The organism is Oceanobacillus sp. E9 (assembly GCF_001741975.1).
In the GTDB taxonomy this organism is placed as follows: Bacteria; Bacillota; Bacilli; order Bacillales; family Amphibacillaceae; genus Oceanobacillus; species Oceanobacillus kimchii.
In genome coordinates this window covers 286,140-305,241 of sequence record NZ_LSNA01000008.1, presented here as the reverse complement: position 1 = coordinate 305,241, position 19,102 = coordinate 286,140, and the positions used below count along the sequence as shown (strand labels likewise).

At 35.7% G+C, this 19,102-nt stretch carries 17 protein-coding genes; 14 read left to right on the top strand and 3 right to left on the bottom strand.

The features are described from left to right. Positions 1-6 precede the first annotated feature (6 nt). The 3 genes from AQ616_RS15180 to AQ616_RS15170 are packed head-to-tail and all read left to right on the top strand — an operon-like array spanning position 7 to position 2,053. Positions 7-411: an NUDIX hydrolase gene (locus AQ616_RS15180; RefSeq protein ID WP_017795416.1), complete on the top strand. Its 405-nt coding sequence runs from the start codon at positions 7-9 to the stop codon at positions 409-411. Positions 412-433: 22 nt separating this feature from the next. Next, positions 434-1,411: an HD domain-containing protein gene (locus AQ616_RS15175; protein ID WP_069686160.1), complete on the top strand. Its 978-nt coding sequence runs from the start codon at positions 434-436 to the stop codon at positions 1,409-1,411. A gap of 21 nt (positions 1,412-1,432) precedes the next feature. Beyond that, positions 1,433-2,053, top strand: a complete 621-nt coding sequence (locus AQ616_RS15170; protein WP_017795418.1) for a class I SAM-dependent methyltransferase — start codon at positions 1,433-1,435, stop codon at positions 2,051-2,053. A gap of 44 nt (positions 2,054-2,097) precedes the next feature. On the opposite strand, the gene AQ616_RS15165 is transcribed toward AQ616_RS15170, so the two are convergent. Then, positions 2,098-2,448, bottom strand: coding sequence for a winged helix-turn-helix transcriptional regulator (locus AQ616_RS15165; RefSeq protein ID WP_017795419.1), 351 nt, complete (start codon positions 2,446-2,448; stop codon positions 2,098-2,100). A 149-nt stretch (positions 2,449-2,597) separates the two neighbouring features. On the opposite strand from AQ616_RS15165, the gene AQ616_RS15160 reads away from it, so the two are divergent. The 9 genes from AQ616_RS15160 (at position 2,598) to AQ616_RS15120 (ending at position 15,264) form a co-directional block, all read left to right on the top strand. Further along, positions 2,598-3,656, top strand: coding sequence for an LLM class flavin-dependent oxidoreductase (locus tag AQ616_RS15160; protein ID WP_017795420.1), 1,059 nt, complete (start codon positions 2,598-2,600; stop codon positions 3,654-3,656). A gap of 11 nt (positions 3,657-3,667) precedes the next feature. Next, entirely contained in the window at positions 3,668-4,234 is a 567-nt protein-coding gene (locus AQ616_RS15155; protein ID WP_069686159.1) for an NADPH-dependent FMN reductase, read from the top strand. A gap of 207 nt (positions 4,235-4,441) precedes the next feature. Further along, entirely contained in the window at positions 4,442-5,152 is a 711-nt protein-coding gene (locus tag AQ616_RS15150; RefSeq protein ID WP_069686158.1) for a response regulator transcription factor, read from the top strand. Further along, a complete protein-coding gene (locus tag AQ616_RS15145) occupies positions 5,139-6,140 on the top strand; it encodes a sensor histidine kinase (RefSeq protein ID WP_069686157.1) in 1,002 nt (333 codons plus the stop codon). The genes AQ616_RS15150 and AQ616_RS15145 overlap by 14 nt, the downstream gene beginning before the upstream one ends. Positions 6,141-6,235: 95 nt before the next feature. Continuing rightward, positions 6,236-6,919 (top strand): ABC transporter ATP-binding protein, encoded by a 684-nt coding sequence (locus tag AQ616_RS15140; RefSeq protein WP_017795424.1) that lies wholly within the window; start codon positions 6,236-6,238, stop codon positions 6,917-6,919. After that, complete coding sequence (locus tag AQ616_RS15135) at positions 6,916-9,525, top strand: ABC transporter permease (RefSeq protein WP_069686156.1); 2,610 nt, start codon at positions 6,916-6,918, stop codon at positions 9,523-9,525. The genes AQ616_RS15140 and AQ616_RS15135 overlap by 4 nt, the downstream gene beginning before the upstream one ends. 457 nt (positions 9,526-9,982) lie before the next feature. Beyond that, the gene (locus AQ616_RS15130; RefSeq protein ID WP_069686155.1) at positions 9,983-11,194 is read left to right on the top strand and encodes an MFS transporter; all 1,212 of its coding nucleotides are present in this window, start codon (positions 9,983-9,985) and stop codon (positions 11,192-11,194) included. Positions 11,195-11,544: 350 nt separating this feature from the next. Then, positions 11,545-14,613: an isoleucine--tRNA ligase gene (gene ileS, locus AQ616_RS15125; RefSeq protein WP_069686154.1), complete on the top strand. Its 3,069-nt coding sequence runs from the start codon at positions 11,545-11,547 to the stop codon at positions 14,611-14,613. Positions 14,614-14,745: 132 nt separating this feature from the next. Beyond that, complete coding sequence (locus AQ616_RS15120) at positions 14,746-15,264, top strand: GNAT family N-acetyltransferase (protein WP_017795428.1); 519 nt, start codon at positions 14,746-14,748, stop codon at positions 15,262-15,264. Positions 15,265-15,305: 41 nt separating this feature from the next. Here AQ616_RS15120 and AQ616_RS15115 read toward each other — a convergent pair whose 3' ends face one another. Next, the gene (locus AQ616_RS15115) at positions 15,306-16,757 is read right to left on the bottom strand and encodes a SulP family inorganic anion transporter (protein WP_017795429.1); all 1,452 of its coding nucleotides are present in this window, start codon (positions 16,755-16,757) and stop codon (positions 15,306-15,308) included. Between the two features lie 213 nt (positions 16,758-16,970). Here AQ616_RS15115 and AQ616_RS15110 point away from each other — a divergent pair, with 213 nt between their 5' ends. Continuing rightward, the gene (locus AQ616_RS15110; RefSeq protein WP_069686153.1) at positions 16,971-17,474 is read left to right on the top strand and encodes a GNAT family N-acetyltransferase; all 504 of its coding nucleotides are present in this window, start codon (positions 16,971-16,973) and stop codon (positions 17,472-17,474) included. A gap of 14 nt (positions 17,475-17,488) precedes the next feature. Here the strand turns inward: AQ616_RS15110 and AQ616_RS15105 are convergent, their stop codons facing one another. Continuing rightward, positions 17,489-18,028 (bottom strand): dihydrofolate reductase family protein, encoded by a 540-nt coding sequence (locus tag AQ616_RS15105; protein ID WP_017795431.1) that lies wholly within the window; start codon positions 18,026-18,028, stop codon positions 17,489-17,491. 210 nt (positions 18,029-18,238) lie between these two features. Here AQ616_RS15105 and AQ616_RS15100 point away from each other — a divergent pair, with 210 nt between their 5' ends. Beyond that, positions 18,239-18,979 (top strand): class I SAM-dependent methyltransferase, encoded by a 741-nt coding sequence (locus tag AQ616_RS15100; RefSeq protein ID WP_017795432.1) that lies wholly within the window; start codon positions 18,239-18,241, stop codon positions 18,977-18,979. The last annotated feature ends 123 nt before the right edge of the window (positions 18,980-19,102 follow it).

Here is a 19,102-nt window from a genome sequence, read left to right as displayed (position 1 = left end):
ATATAATTGAACAAATGGATAGGTGCAGCGGCAGTTTGTATAAATAATCAGAGAGAAGTTTTAATGGTTTTTCAAGGAAAGACAAAAGAAATCAAAACGTGGTCAATTCCTTCTGGCGGAGTGGAAGGTGGAGAAACATTTGAGGAATGTTGTATACGTGAGTTAAATGAAGAAACGGGATATATTGGAGAATTAATTGGTTCACACCCTATTAAAACTAAAAACAGAATAGAAAAAGATATATCTATAAAAGTAAAATATTATGAAGTTAAGATTATTGGCGGAAGTATGCGTATACAGGATCCAGATGAATTAATCTATGATATTAGGTGGATAAATTTACAAGAGTTACGAGATCTAAATTTAACATTTCCAGAAGACCGCAAGTTTTTAGAAGGATTGCTAGAGTAAGTTCAATCAGGGGGTAATTTGTTTGTTGTATGTAGATGAGATATATGGTGAGTTTGAAATTGGTGGAGTACTTGTTGATCTAATAGAAAGAGATTCTATACAACGATTAAAAGGAGTCTATCAAGGTGGTGCCAGTGCACTTGTAAGTGATAAATGGAATGTTACTAGGTTTGAACATTCTCTCGGTGTTATGCTACTGGTAAAACAATTAGGGGGATCATTGGAAGAACAAATCGCAGCTTTACTCCATGATGTATCACACACTGCTTTTTCGCACGTCATCGACCATGTGATGGATAATAGACAAGAAAACTATCATGAGTTAATATTTCAGAGACTTATTGAAGAATCTACTATTCCAACTATATTAGAGAGTTATGGATACGACTACCAAACGATTCTTTTCCATATTGAACAATGGAGAATACTCGAACGAGATGCTCCTCACTTATGTGCAGATCGTGTGGATTACACCTTGCGAGATCTATATCGTTCGAGACAGGTTGAGTGTCAAGATATCGAACGATTTTTAGAAGACCTTACAATAATAGATGGTTATATGCATTTGCGTACAATTAATGTCGCAGAGTGGTTTGTTCAAATATACTATCAAGAGGTGTTAGATTATTTTTTGCATCCGAAAAACATATACGCCTATGATCAGTTATCAAAAGTATTAAGAGATGCGTTGGATGAGAAAGTGATTGTTGAGGATGATTTTCTAAAGCGAGATAACGAAGTGTTAGAGTTACTGAAGAGATCGGGAAATAAGGATATAACAGAAATGTTGAAGTCTATTCATAAAGATATTCAAGTGGTAACCGTTGATGATAATTTCGATATCTACATAAAAATGAAACCACGCTTAATTGATCCAGATATTATAATTGGCGACGAAGTTATTCCGGTGTCACATGTTTCCACGAAAGCGCAACAAATGAATAACTATGCTAAAGAAAGAGCTGAAAAAGGAACTGGGATACGTATTATACAAAGCTAAATATGGGGGAGAGTGATCGTATTGAAGAGAATCGAAAATAACTTGATAGAATCCTATAATAAAATGGCTGAGGAAAGAGATAAGCTCCATATTAGTGAATGGAAAAAGCGGGAAAGAGACGTTTTCAAGCGTTTTATATTGGAGAAAGAAAGTAAAAATTTACTTGAAGTTGGTGCTGGGACAGGTCAGGACAGCCTTTATTTTCAACAACTAGGATTAGAGGTAACTAGCGTGGATTTGTCGCCAGAGATGGTAAAGCTTTGTATAGCCAAAGGGCTACATGCAAAAGAAATGAGTGTCTTTGATTTGGAATTTCCAGACGATATCTTTGATGTAGTGTGGTCATTAAACTGTTTACTACATATTACGAAGGAAGACTTACCACGGGCATTACATGAAATTAAACGAGTCCTAAAGCCAGACGGTATATTTTACATGGGTGTATATGGAGGTAAAGACTCTCAAGGGATTTGGGAAAAAGATACGTATAATCCAAAAAGATTTTTTTCTTTCTACCCCGATGAAAAGATAAGAGATGTTGTAGAAAAAGTCTTTAAAGTAGAGTATATCAACATTATTCCTAAAAATATTATTGGTGGAGAGCGAGAGCTAAGTTTTCAATCAATGATATTAAAGAAATAAAAAAAAACCTCCATATCTATGAGAAGAATGCATGGATTGGAGGTTTATGTCTTTAAATTCTCTTGAAGTTTCTGTTGTTTACGTTTAGTGTGAGCTTGTCCCCATTCATGCATTGCATGAAGCAAATCTTCTAAGGTTCTTCCATATTCACTTATAGAATATTCTACACGAGGAGGAACTTCAGGGTAGACGACGCGATCAATGATCTCCTCACTTTCTAACTCTCGTAGATGTTTGGTAAGCATTTTTTGTGTGATTCCTGGAATACTACGTTTAAGATCACTAAAACGAACGGTTCCTTTTTCCATTAAATGTAATAGAATAATTGGCTTCCATTTTCCGACCAATATACCTAGGGCATCTTCTACACTACAATGATTTGCATCAATGTTCATCTGCTCATCCCTTTCAAAATAACAATAGTATCTTTTAGGAAACTATGTTTCTTCTAGGTGCGTACTTCTAAAATAACACTATATCATTCATAATAGCATTAATAGAAAATATGGTACAGCGACAATTCAAAATATTAGAGGTGTTGGTAATGGAGAAATATCGTATTAATCCGAACCAAGGATTAGAATTTGGTTTATATACATTAGGGGATCATATGACAGATCCAAACACGAATAAGCGCATTTCTGCTGAACAGCGATTAAATGAGATTATTCGTCTTGCTCAACTTGCAGAACAAGCAGGGATAGATTTTTTTAGTGTCGGTGAGAGTCATCAAGATTATTTTGCTACGCAAGCACACTCGGTTGTACTGGGCGCCATTGCACAGGCAACAGAGAAAATAAAAATCGCTAGTTCTTCTACAATCATTAGTACATTAGATCCAGTAAGAGTCTATGAAGATTTTGCGACGATAGACCTTATTTCTGGTGGACGTGCAGAGATTATTGCTGGACGGGCATCTAGAGTGGGAGTTTTTGAGTTATTAGGCTATGATTTACGTGACTATGAAGAATTATATGAGGAGAAGCTGGATTTATTATTACAGCTTAATGAAAATGAAGTTGTAAACTGGGAAGGGGAGTTTCGTGCCCCTTTAAAAGACGCTAAAGTGCTTCCACGTCCGAAAGAAGGAAGTATGCCTATTTGGCGTGCTGTCGGAGGACCTCCCGCTAGTGCCATTAAAGCTGGTTATGCTGGCGTGCCAATGTTCTTAGCGATGCTTGGAGGACCAGCACAAAGTTTTAAAACATCCATAGATGCGTACCGTGAAGCTGCACGTCGTGGGGGACATGATCCTGAACAACTTCCAATTGCTACAGCAGGATTCTTTTATGCTGCGGAAACAACACAGCAAGCTCAACGTGAAATGTATCCTTTTATTAACGAAGGAATGAAGCTTTCAAACGGAAGAGGGTTTCCGAAGCAACATTTTGCTCAAGGGGCAGACCCAAGAGATGTAATGAATATTGGTAGTCCTCAAGAAATTGTCGAGAAAATTCTTTATCAACATGAAATGTTTGGTCACCAACGATACATTGGCCAAATGGATTTCGGCGGTGTTCCATTTGAAAACTTGGAGCGGAATATTGAATACATTGGTAATGAGATACTACCTCAAGTACGAAAATATACAGCGAAGAAATAGGAGGACGTGTCGTGAAGATAGTAGGATTATCAGGGTCGGTAGTTGGATCAAAAACGAGAACGGCAATGAATTTTACGATAGATAAGTTTAAAGAAAAATATCCAGAGGAAGATATTTCACTCATTGACTTAGCGGACTATGACGTGCAAATTAGTGATGGCAGAAACTATTTGGACTATACAGGTGATACAGGATATGTTGCGAAAGAGCTAATGGGAGCAGATATAATTATTATCGGTACCCCAATATTTCAAGCATCAATACCTGGTGCATTGAAAAATATCTTTGACCTTTTACCAGTGCAAGCTTTCCAAGATAAAGTTGTAAGTATAATTGTGACAGCAGGTTCGACCAAGCATTTTCTAACGGTAGAACAACATTTGAAACCGATTCTTGGTTACATGAAAGCAACAATTGTACAAACCTATGTATTTATTGAAGAAAAAGATTTTTATCAAAAAGAAATCACTAATGTCGATGTACAATTCCGTATCGAACGATTAGTGGAAGACTCCATAGATGTAACGCGTGCATTTCAAAAAATTCGAGAAGAAAAAGATGACAAATATGATTTTTAAATAGCGGTTAAGTGCAAAAAACTTATCTCTTAGGAGGTAAGTTTTTTTTAGTCTGCAGGCTTGATTGCTGAGTGTCCAGAGTGCAGAAGAGTAAGGGGAAATGGTAACTCATAAATGTTAGCAATCGATTGTAGTGAGGATGATAATTAAAGAGAAAAAATGTAGAATAAAAGAAATGCTAAAACCTTAAAGGTGGATGAATATAATATGAATATATTAATTGTGGAAGACGATAAGACCATTGCGGCAGGATTAGAGTACTCGTTAAAACAAGAAGGCTATGATGTGATGGTTTGCCATAAAGTTCAAGAGGCACAGATGAAAATAAATAATGATTTAGATGATATATCATTGTGCTTGTTGGATTTGTCCTTACCTGATGGGAGCGGCTATGAACTTTGTGAAATGGTGAAGCAACAAGCAGATATCCCGGTGATTTTTCTTACGGTAGTGGATGATGAAGTAAATGTTGTTATGGGGCTTGATATGGGTGCTGATGATTATATAACGAAGCCTTTTCGAATTCGTGAATTAATCTCTCGAATAAAAACAGTACTTCGGCGATATGAAAGAAGTAAAATAAATAATGACCAATCATCCAGCATTATTCCTATTGGTCCGATCAACGTTCATACATTGGAAGGAAAAGTATATAAAGGGACAGAAGAAATACTATTAACAGCTTTAGAATATCGTTTGTTAATGATTTTCGTTAACCATCGTGGACAAGTTTTGTCTAGAAAACAATTGCTTGAATTAATATGGGATGTGGCTGGTGACTTTGTGAACGATAATACATTAACCGTATATATTAAGCGCCTAAGAAAAAAGATTGAAAATGATGCACAACATCCTACAGTAATTGAGACTGTTCGAGGGATGGGATATAGGATGGTAAATACACATGTTAAGAAATAATGAGGTTCAGAGATATTTGTTTATCTCAATTGGCATTCTAATAATTAGTACGATTTCGATATCATTTATTTCGACTGTAGCTGCTGTATTTGTTTTTGTATCGACTTCTCTAATTATTACTGTTTTTTTATGGATGACATACTGGAGATATAAACAAATTAAAAAACTTTCTCATTATTTGCGACAAATATCAGCTGGGAATATGTCACTTGATGTACGGGATAATCGGGAAGGAGAACTGAGCATATTAAAAAATGATATTTATAAAATGAGCTTAATGCTATCTGAGCAACGTGAAGACCTAAAAAAAGATAAACAAAAATTAACAGATGCTATCTCTGATATTTCTCATCAGCTAAAAACTCCACTTACATCGATGACGGTAATGGCAGAATTACTTAGTGATGAGACGATGGATGATGATAAACGATTGGAGTTCACACATAATATTCGTAAACAACTTGAACGTATGGACTGGTTGGTGTCTTCTTTATTAAAGTTATCAAAAATAGACGCAGGTACCATTCAGTTTGCGAAGGAACGAGTAATTGTATCTAATCTAGTTGATGAAGTCATTGCTTCTTTGGAAATACCGCTGGAACTAAAAGACATCAGTTTCCAAAAGCTAGGTGATAGAGAAGTTACTTTTTTAGGGGATTACAATTGGACGAAAGAAGCGTTGATTAATATTATGAAAAATGCGATTGAGCATACACCTGAGGCTGAACGTATCGCCATAAGCTTTAAAGAGAATGCACTTTATACAGAGATTATCATACAGGATACTGGGAAGGGAATTGCAAAACAAGATATTCCTTATATTTTTAAGCGGTTTTATAAAGGTGGAAATGCCATAGATGGAAGCGTAGGAATCGGATTAGCAATGGCGCATAGTATTATTACAAATCAACACGGCGATATTGAAGTAGTAAGTGAAGAAGGAAGGGGAACAACGTTTACTATAAAATTATATAAACAAGTGATTTGATTTAGAAGGTGACAATATTGTCACTGAATTAGTCACTGAGCCGTCATTTTGGACAAGTATGATAAAGATAAAGCAATACGAGGAGGAAGATTCACATGGAAATGTTAAGAATAGAAAACTTGTCTAAAGTTTATGGGAAAGGTGACACTGCGGTAAAAGCACTAGATGATATATCATTCTCTGTCGACAAAGGAGAATTTGTAGCAATTATTGGTCCATCCGGTTCTGGTAAATCTACGTTACTTCATTTACTTGGAGGCGTAGATCGTCCTACAGAAGGAAAGGTATTCGTAGATGGAACGGACATGTATCAATTGAATGAAACACAATTGGCGATTTTTCGAAGAAGGCAAATTGGATTGATATACCAATTCTATAATTTACTACCAATACTAACAGTTGAAGAGAATATTACATTGCCATTACTATTAGATTCTCATAAAGTGGATCAAAAACACTTTAAAGAGATTGTAGACATTTTAGGTTTACAAAAACGTATCGAGTACTTGCCTAATCAATTATCAGGAGGGCAACAACAACGTGTTTCGATAGGAAGAGCAATAATTAGTAACCCTTCTATTATTTTAGCAGATGAACCAACAGGGAATTTAGATAGTGAAAATAGTAAGGAAATCGTGGATTTATTGAAAATGTTTAATCGAACTTATAACCAGACACTTGTAGTTATTACACATGACGATCGAATTGCACTACAAGCAGATCGTGTTATCTCAATTGAAGATGGAAGGATTGCTAAGGATGAGGTGATCCGTCCGTGAATATCGTAAATAAAGTAACGATAAGGCATTTGAAAGAAAATAAACGACGAACACTTGTAACCATTATAGGAGTAATTATCTCGGTAGCTATGATTACCGCAGTTGCAACGTTAGGTCTGTCCTTTCTAGATTTAAATCAGCGTCAAACTATTGAAAATACAGGAGAATGGCATTATAGCTATAACGATTTAAATGAAGAACAATATCAAGCAGTGAAAGATCATGATAAAACGGAATCTATTGCTCTTATGAACGAACTCGGGTTTGCACCACTAGAAGGAGAAGGTAGTAAACCATATGTGTATGTGCATCAATTAAATAAAGCAGGAATGGACCAATTTCAAGTGAAATTACAGGATGGTAGACTTCCTAAGAAACCAAACGAAGTTGTTCTATCTGAAGTGTTATTACAGTCAGGCTATGATAAGGAAATTGGAGATACAATCCATTTAGAAGTTGGAAAACGTTATTCATTATCTGAAGAAATGGCAGGGGAAGGCCCACTAAATCAAAATACTTCAGCTTCCGTGGCCGAAGGTGAATTGGAAGAAGAGTTAAGAAATACAGAAGAATATACGTTTACAGTTGTCGGTACGATAGAAGAGCCTTTATGGGATTATTCTTGGGCACCGGGATATAGTATGCTTTCGTATATTGATGAGGACATTCTCGCCACAGAGGAAAATGTAACCGTCTTTGTGAAAAGCAATGATATCTCAACTTCGCTTTTTGATGCTATTCCAGTGTTTGCTAAGAATCAAAACATAGACCAAAATCAAATTGAATTTAATTACAACCTTCTCGAAGCATATGTTGTATCTCCGAACGAAGGAGCAATGACAACTGTTTTTGGCTTAATAGCGATTATCATTGTCATTATCATGATTGGCTCTGTTGCCTTGATTTATAACGCATTTGCCATCTCAGTATCAGAACGATCACGTTACTTAGGAATGTTATCTAGTATTGGGGCGACAAAACGACAAAAGCGGAATTCAGTATTTTTTGAAGGAATTATTATTAGTTTAATTAGTATTCCTTTGGGAGTTGGAGCAGGACTTTTAGGGATCGGCATTACTTTATACTTTGTTAATCGTATCCTTTCGGAAGCACAGTTTGATGTGGATTTACAGCTCATTGCTTCGTTTGGCTCGATCGGAATTGCGGTTGTAATTTCTTTTATCACGATTATGATTTCAGCATATATTCCAGCAATTCGTGCCTCAAAAGTAACGGCGATTGATGCTATTCGTCAATCGAAAGATATAAAACTAACTAAGAAAAAAGTAAAAGCAAATCCACTTGTGCGAAAAATATTTGGCTACGAGGCGGAAATAGCTTTAAAAAATCTTAAACGAAATAAGAAACGGTATAATGTTACAGTTTTATCTTTGATTGTGAGTATAGTTTTATTTTTATCCGTAGGGTATTTTTCCAACACAATGACAAAATCATTTGAGTTACAATCAAATCAATTAAATTATGATATAGCAGCTTCTTCATCTACTGGTTATGGTGGAGTAGAAGAATTGAAACAAGTAATGGATAATATCCAAGGACTTCAAGAAGTAAACAACACGATCATGTATCAAAAAATGAATATGAGTGGAATCGTAAAAGAGGAAATGGCAGGGGAGCCAATTACTTCTTTGGAAAATGCTTCTGATTATATTAGTGATCAAGGAGTACAATATTTCATGCAGTTTATTGCTTTGGATGATAAAGCTTTACAAGATTATGCCGAAGAAAATGGAATCTCATACAGTGATATAGATGAAGGAGAAGGTATACTGATTAATCATGTATCTTATCCAGATGATAATCAGGGTAAGTATGTAGAAACAGAAGTACTTGATGCAGAAGTTGGAGATTCGGTGATAGCAGCTCAAGAAAATTACGATGAAGAGACTGGAGAAGTTTCTTTTGAAAGAGTATCCCAAATAGATATAGCTGGTCTAGCCGATCATTTCCCGATGGGTAATTTTTATCCCTCACCGGACACATTATTTTTTGTAGTATCTGAAAAGACATTGGCTAACATTGATGAACAGACAGATTATCAACCAGATGGAATGACATTATATATTCAAACGGAAGATCCAGTAAGTACACAAGAGCATATAGAAGAATTAGAAGTGGCAAGTGAACTTAATATAGCCAACCAATATTTTTATGAACAACAAGATAGACAGATGACACTAATCCTTTCCATATTTGTTTATGGATTCATTACTTTAATCACATTGATTTCTGTCGCGAATATCTTTAATACAATATCAACGAGTGTGGCATTACGTCGAAGAGAATTCGCAACCATGAAGTCGATTGGAATGACACCTAAAGCCTTCCGTAAAATGATTCAATTTGAAAGTGTTTTTTATGGATTGAAGTCTCTTTTATACGGGTTGCCGATTAGTATAGGTGTTATGTATTTAATTTATAATCAAACACAGAATACTTTTTCTTATTCGTTCTCCATACCTTGGATAAATATTGCAATTGCTATATTGGCTGTATTTGTCATTGTTAGTGTAGCTATGTTATATTCGATTTCGAAAATTAAGGACGATAATATTATTGAAACATTAAGACAAGAAAATATTTAATTAGGAAGCGCATGTAATATGATGACCACTTATCATATTACATGCGTTTTTTTTACAGGTAAGACAGTATATAAATTTGGACCTCATATTTGTAGATAGAAATTGCCACGTCCATCTCCAGCGCCCAAAAACTAGGCGACTTCACGAAATCGCCCTACGATACAGAAGACTTGCCGAATGTTCTTTATGAGGCATAGCCGCACTTATACCCTTGCGGTGAAAGTCATTACGGCTCGTCCCTCACCGTGATTCCTTTATCTCAAAGGAAAGAGGAAGTTCGACCTTCGTTGAACCACCCCCCTAAAAAACAGGGGGCGCACTCGCTACATTTCTAAACGGGCGCTTGCGCTTTTGGTCTTTTTCACTATGCTATAAAAAAGAACATTTTGTGAATGTAGAGGGATTATTAAGCAGTGTATAGAATATAAAACTATATCGGAATGATTGAGGTGATGGTATGAACCTACAAAAATGGAAGAATCCTTCTTTACTTCTTACTTCTATTGGAATTGCAAATATTGGTGATTTTATTTACTTAGTTGCGATCAATATTCTAGTATTTCAAATGACAGGGTCTGCAGCAGCAGTAGCTGCATTGTGGTTAATCGGACCATTGACAAATATATTTGCAAAGTTTTGGACAGGGAGTTTTATTGATTATCGTAGTAAGCGAAAAGTGATGATGTCTACATATGCAATTCGAGGTATATTTATATTCATTCTCCCATTTATGGATAATTTGTTTTTGTTATATAGTGTTTTAATAATATTAAGTATTGCTAAGGCATTCTTTAACCCGGCATCGATGACATATATTACAATAGTCGTACCGAAAAACATGAGAAAAAGGTTTAACTCTATTCGCGCTTTTGCATCTTCTGGTGCCTTTATTATTGGCCCGTCTATTGGAGGAGCATTAATCTATGCGACTTCTATTGATGTAACATTATGGATTAATGCGATCTTTTTCTTACTGTCTGCTGGTCTATTATGGTCGTTGCCGGAAGAAAGAAAGCGTGCAGAGCAGATTCCACAATTGACAATCAAACAAGTTATGAAAGATTTCACCGTCGTCCAGAACTTTATGAAACATAACCGATATGTAACTGGTATATATCTAGGCTTCATTGTTGTATTATTATGTACATTTGCCATGGATGCACAAGAAGTAGTCTTTACTCAACAAGAGGTTGGTCTGTCGGAAGTGGATTATACGTTATTGATTAGTATTACAGGGATTGGTTCAGTTACCGGTGCAATTTTGCTATCGATCATTTCTAATAAGTTATCTTTACGAATGATGATTGTTGTGGGATTAACATTTGTGGCAATTGGATATATCATATACGCGTTTTCTTGGTCTTTTATATCGATTACGATTGGGTTTATCATTTTAGGTTTCTTTCTTGTATTCTTAAATGCTGGAATGATGACGTTTTATCAAAACAATATCCCAATTGATTTAATGGGGAGAGTGACGAGTATCCTTGATTTGATTCAAAGTACGTTGCAAGTATTAATTGTTCTAGCGGTAGGATTACTGGCAGATATTATATCATTGCGTGGTACAATCGTTAGTTTATCAATTTCAATGTTCATATTATCGATAATGTATATGTTTTTTGTATTAAAACCAACGCATGTAAAACTATATCAAGATGCTTCCTAGTTCATTATATTGACTTTCTTTCTTGCATTCGATACTATATTCTTACGGTCAATAAAATGATGAATTCGATGACGAGAACGAGTAATTAGGAACGTCTTATCTACAGAGAGTTGACAATAGCTGAAAGTCAATGGTGAGAAGCTTAATGAAAATCATCTCCGAGAAGCAAAGTTGAACGGTTACTGGTAAACTTTGACGGTCTCCAACCGATATCTTGGACGCGTATGATGGTACGTAGTGCTAATTAGAAAAAACCGCTACGATGGTTTTTTATTTTTGTCTAATAATGGTAATACTCGATTCTACGTGGTGGATTCGAGTTTTTTTAATTTAATGAAGAGGTGAATGGAATGGATCACGCACAACGTGAACGAAGCATGAGGGCACATTGGAAAGACAATAAAACGTTTCAACGCTCCATTGAAAATAGAGAAGGTCAACAAACGTATGTATTTTATGAAGGACCACCAACGGCAAATGGAATGCCACATGCTGGCCATGCGCTAGGTCGTACGATAAAAGACTTTGTTGCCCGTTACAAAACAATGTCTGGTTATCAAGTATTACGTAAAGCAGGCTGGGACACACATGGTCTACCAGTAGAATTAGAAGTAGAAAAACAGCTTAATATCCGCGGAAAAGATGATATTGAGAAGTTCGGTGTAGAGAAATTTATTGAGAAATGTAAAGAAAGCGTCTTTGTTTATGAAAATGAATGGAAGGAATTCACGGATAAGCTTGGGTATTGGGTAGATATGGAAAATCCATACAAAACATTAAATAACCCATATATTGAGTCTGTTTGGAATATCCTTGCTACTATTCATGATGAAGATTTACTTTATAAAGGCCATCGTGTAGTTCCATATTGCCCAAACTGTGAGACATCTTTAAGTTCTCATGAGGTGGCACAAGGTTATAAAGATGTGACGGATTTATCCGTAACTGCTAAATTCCGAGTTAGTGACAAAGAAAATGAATTTATCCTTGGATGGACAACAACTCCTTGGACATTACCCGGAAATGTTGCGTTAGCGGTGAATCCGGAAATGACCTATGTAAAAGCAAAACAGGGTGAAGAAATCTATGTCGTTGCTAAATCGTTAGTGAACTCTGTTCTAGGTGAAGCGTATGAAGTGGTAGAAGAACTAGCTGGAGAAGATTTAATCGGTATCAATTATGAAGCTCCATTTGACTTTATTTCTTTAGATAATGGTCATTACGTTATCGGTGCAGATTTTGTTACCGATACAAGTGGTACGGGTATTGTTCATTTAAACCCAGCACATGGGGAAGACGACTATAATGCTATCCAGGCAAAAGGGATGGATTTTGTAAATGTAGTCGATTCAAAAGGAAGATATAAGGATGAAATCGCTCCACTTGTAGGACAGTTTGTGAAGGATAGCGATGTAGATATCATTAAAATGCTAGCAAAAGATGGAACACTATATGAAAAGCAAAAATATGAGCATAGCTATCCTCATTGCTGGAGATGTGATACACCATTACTTTACTATGCAATGGAAGGTTGGTTCATTAAAACCACTGCAGTAAAAGAAAAAATGCAGGAAAATAATCAATCTGTTGAGTGGTTCCCGAACCATATGCGTGATGGGCGTTTTGGTAACTTCTTAGATAATATGGTCGATTGGAATATTGGACGTAATCGCTATTGGGGAACACCATTAAATGTATGGGTATGTGATGATTGTGGTAAACAAAAATCTCCTCACTCAATCCAAGAATTACGTACTTTTGCAGATAGTGACGTACCAGAAGATATTGAATTGCATAAACCATATGTTGATAAAATTACGTTTGACTGTGAATGTGGCGGTAAAATGCATCGTACGAAAGAAGTTATTGATGTTTGGTTCGACAGTGGATCGATGCCATTTGCACAGTATCATCACCCGTTTGAAAACGATGAACTATTTAATAAACAATTCCCAGCGGATGTGGTTATTGAAGGTGTCGATCAGACACGTGGCTGGTTTTACAGTCTCCTAGCGGTATCTACACTGTTTACCGGAAAAACACCGTACAAACGAGTATTGTCGCTTGGCCATATTCTAGATGAACATGGGCAAAAAATGTCTAAAAGTAAAGGGAATGCTTTAAATCCTGTAGAACTTATTGAAGAGTTTGGTGCAGACGCACTTCGTTGGGCACTACTTGCTGACAGTTCACCATGGAATAATAAGCGTTTCTCAAAAAAGACAGTTAGTCAAGCAAAATCAAAAGTGATTGACACCATATTAAATGTGTTTTCATTCTACTCTATGTATGCTGACATTGATAAATTTACTGTTGAAGAACATGCAAGTGATGCTAAAACGACAATGGATCATTGGATTCTGTCCCGATTAAATTCGGTGATTAAAGAAGTTACCACAAGTCTCGATCAATATGATATTACAAAAGGTGCTCGATCCATTGCGTTATTTGTAGATGAATTAAGTAACTGGTATGTACGTCGTTCTAGACAGCGTTTTTGGAGCAGTGGCATGAATGAAGATAAGAAAGCTGCCTTCACTACATTGCACGAAGTACTAACAAAACTCACTCAGTTAATGGCGCCATATACACCATTCGTTGCAGATGATATTTATACAAATCTGCAAGGGGACAGTGTTCATGTATCGGACTTCCCGAAAGCGGACGAAGATGCAATCGATGAGAAACTAGAAGCAGATATGCAGGGGGTGCTTGAAGTCATTGAGGGAGCACGTTCACTCCGTAATGAAGTAAACATTAAAACAAAGCAACCTCTAGCAGAACTAGTGGTTGTACCAAATGACGCCCAACTTCAATCTGGGTTACAGGCATATACCTCTATTATTGAAGAGGAAATTAATGTAAAACAAGTTAGTTTTAAGAAAGACACTGCTGATTTCTTGGATACAGAGATGAAACTTAATTTCCCAGTTGCTGGACCAAAACTGGGTAAACAAGTTGGCCAAGCAAAAGGAAAAGTAGAAAACTTTACGGAACAAGAAAAAGAAGCATTCTTAGTGGACGGTACAATTACTGTTGAGCTTCAAGATGGTAGTAAGGCCACTCTTGAAAAAGAAGACATTATAGTAGAGAAAAAAGGCCAAAAAGGATATCAATTATTTGAAGGCAATCGATTTGTGCTTTTATTGGATACCAACTTGACGGAGAAGTTAAAGGAAGAAGGTTTTGTAAGAGAGTTTATTCGTGCGGTACAAACATATCGTAAAGAACTTGACCTTCCAGTTGAACAACGTGTGGATGTGTACGTAAATTCCAATGAAAATGCAGAGCGGATTTTATCAGAATTCGATTCTCTAATCCATGAGGGATTAATTGTTAACAGTATTCAATTTTTAGAAAAAGAGAATATGAAGCAAGTAACAGTAAATGATACGGAGATGGGTTTATCTATAGTATAAGCAAAAGCAGGGGAGGTCCCCTGCTTTTTTGTATGCATAAGTATATATAATCATTTATAAATACTTCGGTAAAAATAGCAGGAATCTTCTTAATTCATGTCGAATATTAATAGGATTAAGGAGGAAATAAAAATGTCTAAACATATAGGTTCTATCAATAAAGATCAACACGTTTACATTGCAGAAAAGGATGATATGAAAGGCATTGTTCGCTTGTTGAAAGGAGTCTCTTCATGGTTACAGGAGAGTCGTTTAAAACAATGGGAGTTTCTAAATGAAGGCGGAGAAGATCCAGAAATTAAACAGGCGATTGAGGATGAGAATACGTTTGTAGTTAAAGAAGGTGACGATTTAATAGCAACCTTTACGCTATATGAAATTCAAAATCCTTGGGATAAAAATATTTGGGGGCAATCCAGCGATGATGCCTTTTACTTACATAGGCTATCCGTTGATTACTCTCGATTAGGAACAGGTCTAGGTCGTGATGTCATTGCCTGGATGGAAACATATACAAAAACACAAGGAATGAAACGCATTCGCCTAGATTGTGTAGAAAATAACGAAAAGCTTAATTCCATTTATCAAAACCTTGGCTATGATTATAAAGGAACTAATCACGAACACTGCCGTTATGAGAAGATGTTATAAATGAGACGCATATCCCTTTGTCGGATATGCGTTTCTCTATGTTAGTGCATGGAATTATTCGAAAGCTTATCCATTGATTGAAGAAGTTGTGTACTCTCTTTGTTCATACCTCTAATTCGTACAACAATATCGTTTGCCTCAAACTTTGTTTTAATCTTGTCTAATGCACCGACTGCAGAATCATCCCATAAATGAGATTCGCTTAGGTCGATTTCTATATTATTTACACTGTCATGAAAATCAATCTGTAATAAAAAGTCCGTAACGGATGCAAAGAATAGCGGACCTTGTACTTTATAATAACGTGTGTCATGATTTAATGTTTTAATTACGTTTACTTTTGAGATTTTCGCAGCGAAGAATATCATGCTGAGAAGGACCCCTGCAAGAACTCCGTATGCAAGATTATGAGTTAATACAACCGTACCAACAGTAACAATCATTACTATAGCGTCAGTACGTGGAATACGGTGAATGTGTAGTACCGAATTCCAATCAAATGTACTCACTGATACCATAATCATTACTCCCGCTAGAGCTGCCATTGGAATTTGAACTACGATATCTCCTAAAATTAATATAAGGAACATTAAGAACACACCAGCAACAAATGCAGATAGTCGCCCACTTCCACCAGACTTCACATTAATAACGGATTGTCCGATCATGGCACATCCAGCCATACCTCCAAAACAACCTGCTACAATGTTAGCAATTCCTTGCCCTCTGGTTTCTTTGTTTTTATTGCTTTCCGTATCTGTCATATCATCAATAATATTGGCTGTTAATAATGATTCCAGAATCCCAACAATTGCTAAAGCGAGGGCATACGGCAAGATAATCATTAATGTCTCAAAGTTTAGTGGTATATTAGGTAGAGCAAACATAGGTAAAGATTGTGTTAACTCTCCCATATCGCCAACATTACGTACACCTATATTCATTGTTAATGCAATAATTGTAACAACAATAATTGCTACTAAAGTAGATGGCACAGCTTTCGTTATTCGAGGGAAAATATAAATTATTGTTAGAGTTAAGGCTACTAAAGCATACATAATCCATGTCTCGCCTACAAAATGCTGTAATTGTGAGGTGAAGATAAGAATTGCTAAAGCATTAACAAATCCTGTCATTACAGTTCTAGGAACAAATTTCATAAAGCGTGCTAATTTAAAAATGCCAAATAAGATTTGAAGAATTCCCGTTAAAATTGTAGCTGCTAACAAATATTCAATTCCGTGATTAGCTACCAAAGTTACCATTACTAATGCCATTGCGCCAGTTGCTGCAGAAATCATTCCAGGACGTCCGCCGACGAATGAAATCATCACTGCAATACAAAAGGATGCATAAAGTCCAACCATTGGATCTACACCTGCAATTATAGAAAAGGCAATCGCTTCAGGAATTAAAGCAAGTGCGACAACGATTCCTGCCAATATATCTCCTTTGATGTTTCCAAACCATTGTTCCTTCCATGTTTGTTCCATATTTATACCTCTTTCAATCTATTAAAATTTATTAAACCAAAATGATAAACACCATAACAATTTATAACAGATGACAACAATATACAAGTTATCAACCTGTTTATAATTTAATTATTAATAATTCGAAACAATTTAATAAATAATTGAAAAAGTAGTATTATAAAGATAAAATAATATTAATTTAGTATAAGGATGAATGGAAGTGAGGAGAAAGTGATATTTCAGTCGAATCAAATATACATAAGAGAAGCAACGAACAATGATATAGGGTATATAACAAACGTAGAGAATAGTGAAGAGAACAAACCTCATATTCTACCTTGGACAGAGGACCAGCATCGCAAGACTATGCAAGAGGAGGATTCCTATTATTTGATTGTTGTTGAGAAAATTACGAATCGCAATGTCGGATTTATTATTTTAAAAGGATTGACCAGTACGAATAAAAGTATAGAGCTCGTCCGTATTGCCATAGAAGAAAAAGATAAAGGCATTGGCAAAGAAGCATTGAGCTTAATTAAAGTATGGGCGTTTAATTCCTTTGAAGCGCATCGATTGTGGTTAGATGTAAAAACCGATAATAAAAAAGCAATTAATATTTACAAAAAAGAAGGATTTACTTTAGAAGGAACATTACGAGAGTGTTTGAAAGTAGGAGAAACATATGAATCACTACATGTAATGTCCCTATTAAAACATGAGTTTCAAAGTAATTAGGTCTTACTTTTATACTATTTATATTGCAGAAGAACATTTCCTGACTTAAACCGATGCATTAAACTTAATTTTAATTCTTTTGAGTGACTGTGAGACAGTCTCTTTCCACCACCTAATATAACGGGATTAAAGATACATTGATACTCGTCAATAATATCATTTTTGATAAGCGATAGGGCTAGATCTCCACTTCCTAATAAAACGATATTTTCGTTACTGTTCTTGTATTGCTCAATACTATTTTGATAATCTGAGCCTAACAATGTAGTGTTCTTCCAATTTGCTTCAGTCAGAGTTTTCGAAATAATAAGTTTAGGTTTTTCGTTCATAATTTTTGCAATAGACGGGTTATCATCTAGTGCTACTTCTGTATTCCAGTAAGCTTCCATATGTTCATATGTTTTCCTACCAAATAGAATAAGATCAGCTTGTTGAAGGTTTTGAAAAGCAAAAGAATGGTACTCATCATCGACGTGATGCCAGGATAAGTCACCTGCAATTCCTTCATAATAGCCATCGATACTTAGCATAATGTGCCACGTTAATTTTCCCACGATTACCACACTCCTTAGACATATTTTAATGAATTTAGATATATCAAATTTCTTTTTAATTGCTTTATTATCAAAGGGGGTACACATCGAAAGCAGGAAACTAGAGAAAGAAGAAAATACTATCAAATATGTTTACCATCGAGAATTTGCAAAGAGATACCATTTGGTTGCTAACCAGTGAAATAAAACAACAAATATAAAGGTGATAACATGAAACAAAATAAATATGATGACCCGACATTTTTCAAAGCATATGCAGAGATGGCAAGGTCGAGGGGTGGGCTTGCTGCAGCTGGAGAATGGCCAGAGTTCCAAAAGCTTCTACCTGAAATGGGAGGCAAAAGTGTTCTCGATTTAGGTTGTGGATATGGCTGGCATTGTAGGTATGCCCGAACTCAAGGTGCAAGTACTGTCGTTGGAATAGATATTTCAGAGAAAATGCTCACGAAAGCCAATGAATTAACCAATGACGATGGAATAAGGTATGTAAACTCTGCAATTGAAGATATGGAGTTTTCTAATCAATCCTTTGATATTATTATTAGTTCCTTAGCATTTCATTATATTCAATCTTTTGATGAGGCTTGCACAAAGGTGTACAATCTTTTAAAGAAGAATAGTACATTTATATTTTCTGTAGAGCATCCGATCTTTACATCAAGAAACGACCAGGATTGGATTTACATAAGCGATTCTAGTGAACCATTATATTGGGCAGTAGATAATTATCAGTATGAAGGGAAGAGAAAGACTTCTTTTTTAAATGGGGAAGTAATAAAATATCACCGAACGTTATCGACTTATATAAATCAATTAATTAAAGCCGGCTTTCGGATCAATAATGTCGTAGAGCCAGGGCCAACGGAAGAATTGATATGCCAAATTCCTGAAATGGTGCATGAAAACCGAAGACCAATGTTTTTGCTTATTGCTGCGGAAAAGCGCGAATAGTAAGTAATAAGGTGACCTAATTAAGGTTACCTTATTTATGCAATTGATCGGATATTTCCTTGTAACACAGAAATTTTACGCCTTTTAAACAATAAAGTAACTTGCATTTGTACTTTTGTGAAT

What these genes read in the sequence shown, in the direction of transcription:
- AQ616_RS15120 (WP_017795428.1), top strand. Translation starts at nt 14,746, where the DNA reads ATGTCTAAACATATAGGTTCTATCAATAAAGATCAACACGTTTACATT.
- ileS (WP_069686154.1), top strand. Translation starts at nt 11,545, where the DNA reads ATGGATCACGCACAACGTGAACGAAGCATGAGGGCACATTGGAAAGAC.
- AQ616_RS15160 (WP_017795420.1), top strand. Translation starts at nt 2,598, where the DNA reads ATGGAGAAATATCGTATTAATCCGAACCAAGGATTAGAATTTGGTTTA.
- AQ616_RS15115 (WP_017795429.1), bottom strand. Translation starts at nt 16,757, where the DNA reads ATGGAACAAACATGGAAGGAACAATGGTTTGGAAACATCAAAGGAGAT.
- AQ616_RS15130 (WP_069686155.1), top strand. Translation starts at nt 9,983, where the DNA reads ATGAACCTACAAAAATGGAAGAATCCTTCTTTACTTCTTACTTCTATT.
- AQ616_RS15165 (WP_017795419.1), bottom strand. Translation starts at nt 2,448, where the DNA reads ATGAACATTGATGCAAATCATTGTAGTGTAGAAGATGCCCTAGGTATA.
- AQ616_RS15150 (WP_069686158.1), top strand. Translation starts at nt 4,442, where the DNA reads ATGAATATATTAATTGTGGAAGACGATAAGACCATTGCGGCAGGATTA.
- AQ616_RS15140 (WP_017795424.1), top strand. Translation starts at nt 6,236, where the DNA reads ATGGAAATGTTAAGAATAGAAAACTTGTCTAAAGTTTATGGGAAAGGT.
- AQ616_RS15145 (WP_069686157.1), top strand. Translation starts at nt 5,139, where the DNA reads ATGTTAAGAAATAATGAGGTTCAGAGATATTTGTTTATCTCAATTGGC.
- AQ616_RS15100 (WP_017795432.1), top strand. Translation starts at nt 18,239, where the DNA reads ATGAAACAAAATAAATATGATGACCCGACATTTTTCAAAGCATATGCA.